The sequence below is a fragment of the Sporomusa sp. genome (assembly GCF_057736855.1).
Genome location: NZ_JBYKYF010000213.1, coordinates 1 through 5,461, shown reverse-complemented (window position 1 = coordinate 5,461; position 5,461 = coordinate 1). Strand labels below are relative to the sequence as shown.

Genomic DNA, 5,461 nt, shown 5'->3' with positions numbered 1-5,461 from the left:
ATGTTGAGGCAGTTCCAGTTGTAGAACTGGTTACCCCAACATTTAGTATAGAGCCGAAACATCAAGCAATTTTTAGAACCCAGTATGTTAGAGCTGCTCGAAAAAAACAAAAAAAAACCGCTTAAAGCTATGTTTAAGCGGGCTTTTGGTCTGGTCCGAAATTGGGTCTATGAACATATACTTTCTTAAGATCTTGGTGTTGCTAATTGATATAATCTGCTAGGCCGTCCTCTCATGGCTGCATACTCTTCACCAGCATACTCGACTAAACCAACTTTCGTGAGACTGGCTATAATCCTGCGGACATTCCGTTCGGTAACCGACATTTGAGCTGCCAACTGGGAAGTAGAAAACCTCCCGCCTCCCATACGCTGTACAATGCTTTCAATTTTGCGGTATGTCTTAATACCCACACTGGCTTGATTCAACTTCTTCAGCAATTCTGTATCGTTGGAATAAAACTCATAATTCAATGCCCTGTCACGTCGATTTACTTCCACCATTTTTCCATCATCCTGCACAATAACAATTTGGGCTTCCTGTTGTCCTTTCGTATTGCGCAGCGCTCGATGGGCATTGATCTCCGCCGCAAAAACCGTTTCACCAAAACCAATACCTGCGGTAATCGGAACATCCGTATTAACTGCCAGTCGCATTCGCTCAATCGTATCCTGCAGTAAGGTGATTTCCCGTTCTACCGCACCGCGGGAACTAAAAATTTCATATACACCTCGGCCTTTGTCCAGAAGATAACCATCCAAACCCTTGCATAGCGGCAATAAAATCTCTTTCAGCTTTAATTCTAAATATTGTAAACCATAAGAAGTCTTGGCCTTTTCAACGATCTCTCCATAATTGCCAATTTCAATAACGACTAACCCTACTTGGGTATTTTTAAAGTACGATGACTTCACTTTTTCCATAATAATTTTTAGCGACTGATAAATTTCCCTTTCAGTCAAAGTAAAATGATAGACAGGAACCCCTTCTTCATGCATCGCATGCATAACACTCCGCAGAGCAGTGATAACTCCATCAATTTTACCTGCCCGCCATAGAGTAAGATGAAATTGGATGATTTCTTCCGGATTATACTGACGATTATAATACTTAATATAAATATCGTGCCAAGGTATTCCGGTTGCATGCAGTAATTTTTCGATATCCACTTCACCTTCAACAATATCCACTGAGATACGCTGCAACACTACGTTATGATCAAAAGCCATCTGCAGGCAACACTGATAGAATCCTCCGCCCATGGTTTGGCAATACGCCACAGTGTCTGTCGCTTCCAGGTACTCCCCGGCAATAATATACGGTACCGGACCAGAAAACAACCAGCCTTTTACCTTGTCGCGGTTTCTCTGCAAGATGAATTGGATTTCATTTTCATCTTCATAGGCAAAGGGGACACATTTCATCTCAGGATAACATTCTTCAGCTACCTGTAGTATCCTTTCTACACTGCTTTGCGGACCAATTACGCCAATCCTATACATCCCATTACTCCTTGGGAACGAGAGATAGTTTTTCCCCCGTTCCATTCTGTTTGTTCCTGGTTTATTGTTGACTCATCCGTAAAAACCTCAACAGCGACTTGTTTAACCTTCTACTTTGACCGTTAATAAGCATAAACGCTAAAAGCCATTACGCTTCCCTGATAGTACCGTTAGTACCTATGATCACAACCTGCCAGGGAATCCTCTTACCACTAGCTACCAATGCCTCGTTAGCGGCATTAGCTATACCACCGCAGCAAGGCACCTCCATCCTGATTACCGTTAGGCTCTTAATGTCATGTAGCTTCAGTATCTCTGTTAGCTTAGCGGCATAATTGACCTTATCCAGCTTGGGACAACCAATAACTGTAATCTTGTTACGCATAAACTCAGCATGCAGGCTTGCGTAGGCATAAGCCGCACAATCAGCGGCTACCAATAGATGTGCATGGTCAAAGAAAGGAGCAGTTACCGGTACTAATTGCAATTGACAAGGCCATTGGCGCAATTCTGAATTGACAGCGCATGCTTCCTTAGAACTACCAGATTCTTTTTTCATTTCCTTGACGGTGTTGCCAGGACAGCCACAGGCTAGTCTGGGAAAATCAACTGGTGACTTACTACTCTCAATGCGTTCTTTCACAGCTTCTTCATCAAAGGCTACTGCTTCCCGCTCAATGATGCTAATAGCTCCTCTGGGACAATCTGGCAAACAAGCACCGAGACCATCACACAAATTATCTGACACCAGTCTAGCCTTTCCATCCATTAGTTGTAAAGCCGCCTCATGGCATGCTCCAATACAAGTTCCACACCCATCACATCTCTCTTCGTCTATGTTAACAATTTTCCGTAACATATATATTTTCTCCTTTACCCTGTTTTACTTCCGCCTACTTATTCTCTTGTCAGCCTTACAAATATATGGCAATGACTTGACCGTTGAAAATTATCTCTTATTTAACTATAGCATATAACAAGCCATACGCCTCGTCAGTGACCAGAATCACATGATGTTGCTAACAGAAAAAACAAACTGAAGCTTTTACTGACTTAACCATCTGCAATGTAAGCTATCACTATAGGTGTGATGATGTGGCTAAAGGTGATTAACCCGCTCTAAGATCCTACTTGAAAAGCAGATGATCTTGGGGCGGGTTAGCCATTAGAATCAAACGTTTAGAGATCTAGGTTTTATATAAGACTTTGCCGCCTGTCTGGCTATCAATGACAGCCAGAACAACAGCCCCCACATTCTCCCCGGCTCATGGCAGCGTCACAACCAGTCATAGATGATTGCGTCATTTGGGCCGGAGCCGTTACTGAGAGCACCTTGGTTAATGTATCTTCGCCACATTCAGGACAACATGTCCCTGGTTTGTTAGTGCCCATTTTTTGCAATAATTCCACCGTTTTACCACATTTTTTACATGAATATTCGTATATTGGCATCCAGAATCCGCTCCCTTCAGTATCCAAAATTAGTCTTACATGTATTATGAGTATTTCTTTTGTTATTGGTAAATTCCTGCTTGTGTAATGCTATTAAACAAGACGTATAAGCATTTCATGGAAAGAACTAAAGAAAACCTGCAGCCAATGTCTGGTTGCAGGTCAACTCTATCCTAGCCATTCTATTTGTGTTTATCCGTCTAAAAGCTATTTCTTCCCAATGGTTTTCCACAACCGTACTCCATTCCTTTGTCAATATTGCGTTTAAAACCAATTGCTTGTTGGCCGCTGGCCATTATCTTAGACAAGATTACCCATCTAGGTATAGCCGCTGCTTATCATGTACCCCCCCTTTGATAAAAATGTAATGTATAGTTTCTAGTTTATCCTGTACATTCCTGCCTTATCCTGTTATAATTTCGCTAATACCCATATTTTGGAGTATATAAACAAAAAAATTGCCAAATACCTTGGATTGTAATAAATTAATTTTTTTTACACAAGACATGGTATATAATTGTATTCAATGTTGGATTTTTTATAATCCAAATCAATAAGCCAATACACAAATTTACATGTTGTAGCAAGGGGAGCAGCCTTATGAAATTTTTAGTTCCGCAAACATTACGTAATAAGATGATTGTCTTTACTGTAATCATTGTCAGTGTGCCCATCTTTCTGATCGGATATCTGATCAAACTAGAGACAGAATCAGCCTTGCTGGCAGAAAAACAATCCAAATTATTTGGTATTGCCGCTTTGTTGGATATGTACCTTGGCGAAGGCTTTGATGACATATTAATGAAACATAATGCCCAGACTGCCGACAAAGCCACTCAGATACAAGTATTAAATCAGGCGTTAAAGCAATATACCGACACGTTAGCCGAAGCTTATCCTGGGATTGGAGCCGGCTACTATAGCCGGAAACTGGATGCCATTATTACCTATGGCCCCAGTAGTAAATATTCAGATAAAGTTGGCATTGCTATCGCTCCCACACACCCTGGCCGCGAGGTTATGAGTACTGGCAAACAACAGGTGGCGTTTGCGCCCATGGTCAGGGGAGACATTATGAACGCCATGCTGCCGATTGTAAGGCATGGCGAAATTATTGGCTATATTTGGGCAAATGAACTCACCGATGACATCTATGCCCAAATGGCGACAATGGATCGCAATATCTACCTGACAGTAAGCCTTGGTATGATTGTCAGTTTGCTATTGTTTCTTTGGCTAAACCGAGGCTTTATTCGTGATATTGACGTAATAAAAAATGGTTTAGAAAAGTTGCGTTTTAACCTAAGTCACCGTCTTCCTATCCTGGAAGGCGAAATGGGACAAATCACCCAGGCTATCAATGATATGGCCCATTCCTTACTGAACGCCCAAACGTTAACTCAAAATATTATGCAAAGTATGGCCGATGGTGTTATTACCGTTGATATTAACGGCACAATAAGCAGTGTCAACAAATCGGCTGAAATATTAACCGGCTATACTTGCGCCGAAATTATCGGTAAGTCTTATAAAGAAATCTTTTGCGAAGGCAGGCACTTCCACAGTTTATTACTGGATACCCTGGAGACAGGAACAAACTATATCGGCATTGAGATGGACTACCCTGTTAAAGATAAGAGTATTTATGTGAGTATTAGCACCACGCGCTTAAAAGACAGTACCGAAAAAATTATTGGCGCAGTTGTCGTATTTAAAGATTTAACGGAAAAACATCGGCTGCAAGCACAAATGCATCGCGCCGAACGGTTAGCATCCTTGGGTGAATTAATGGCTGGTGTTGCCCATGAGATACGCAATCCGCTCACCGCAATCAAAGGATTTGTGCAATATTTACAAAACGCCGACAGTGAAGCCGAACGTCAGGAATATATGCCAGTGATTATCAAAGAAGTGGATCGGGTAAATCGTGTTATTGAGACCCTGTTATATTTTTCCCGCCCCTGCAAAACCAACTATCTGTTAGTGGATATTAATGAATTAATCGAAGAAACACTGATTTTGATTAAAAATACGGATACGAAACATCGATTAGAATTCAAATTGGAGCTTGATAAAACAATCCCGCGAATCGAGGGTGATGCCGAACAGCTTAAGCAGGTTTTGCTTAATCTATTAATCAATGCGGTGCAAGCCATACCCTCCCAAGGAATCATCGAAATTACTACCTGGCGGGAAACTAGCAATTTTGTGCATATAAAAATAACAGACACTGGCTGCGGAATTAGTCAGTCAGACCTAGATAAAATTTTTGACCCCTTTTTCACAACCAAAGCCGCCGGAACCGGCTTAGGATTGGCGGTAGTGCAACGAATCATTAACGCCCATTATGGACAAATTGATATCCAAAGTAAAGTCGGCCAAGGCACTGCCGTAACATTACAGATTCCGGTTATACATCCTGGAGGTGACACCAATGAACAACAACTATACTGTCATGGTAGTAGATGATGAAGACAGTGTGCGCAAATTATTATCGGCGGTTTTAT

At 41.6% G+C, this 5,461-nt stretch carries 4 protein-coding genes; 1 reads left to right on the top strand and 3 read right to left on the bottom strand.

Annotated elements, in window-relative coordinates:
• Window positions 1-185 precede the first annotated feature (185 nt).
• The 3 genes from AC29Z1_RS12875 to AC29Z1_RS12865 all read right to left on the bottom strand — a co-directional run bounded on the left by AC29Z1_RS12875 (window position 186) and on the right by AC29Z1_RS12865 (window position 2,954).
• Complete coding sequence (locus AC29Z1_RS12875) at window positions 186-1,502, bottom strand: hypothetical protein (RefSeq protein WP_488271857.1); 1,317 nt, start codon at window positions 1,500-1,502, stop codon at window positions 186-188.
• Between the two features lie 148 nt (window positions 1,503-1,650).
• Entirely contained in the window at window positions 1,651-2,361 is a 711-nt protein-coding gene (locus tag AC29Z1_RS12870; RefSeq protein ID WP_488271856.1) for an ATP-binding protein, read from the bottom strand.
• A 365-nt stretch (window positions 2,362-2,726) separates the two neighbouring features.
• A complete protein-coding gene (locus AC29Z1_RS12865; protein WP_488271855.1) occupies window positions 2,727-2,954 on the bottom strand; it encodes an FmdB family zinc ribbon protein in 228 nt (75 codons plus the stop codon).
• Between the two features lie 600 nt (window positions 2,955-3,554).
• Here AC29Z1_RS12865 and atoS point away from each other — a divergent pair.
• Window positions 3,555-5,423: a two-component system sensor histidine kinase AtoS gene (gene atoS / locus AC29Z1_RS12860; RefSeq protein ID WP_488271854.1), complete on the top strand. Its 1,869-nt coding sequence runs from the start codon at window positions 3,555-3,557 to the stop codon at window positions 5,421-5,423.
• Window positions 5,424-5,461 lie beyond the last annotated feature (38 nt).

What these genes read in the sequence shown, in the direction of transcription:
- AC29Z1_RS12875 (WP_488271857.1), bottom strand. Translation starts at nt 1,502, where the DNA reads ATGTATAGGATTGGCGTAATTGGTCCGCAAAGCAGTGTAGAAAGGATA.
- AC29Z1_RS12870 (WP_488271856.1), bottom strand. Translation starts at nt 2,361, where the DNA reads ATGTTACGGAAAATTGTTAACATAGACGAAGAGAGATGTGATGGGTGT.
- AC29Z1_RS12865 (WP_488271855.1), bottom strand. Translation starts at nt 2,954, where the DNA reads ATGCCAATATACGAATATTCATGTAAAAAATGTGGTAAAACGGTGGAA.
- atoS (WP_488271854.1), top strand. Translation starts at nt 3,555, where the DNA reads ATGAAATTTTTAGTTCCGCAAACATTACGTAATAAGATGATTGTCTTT.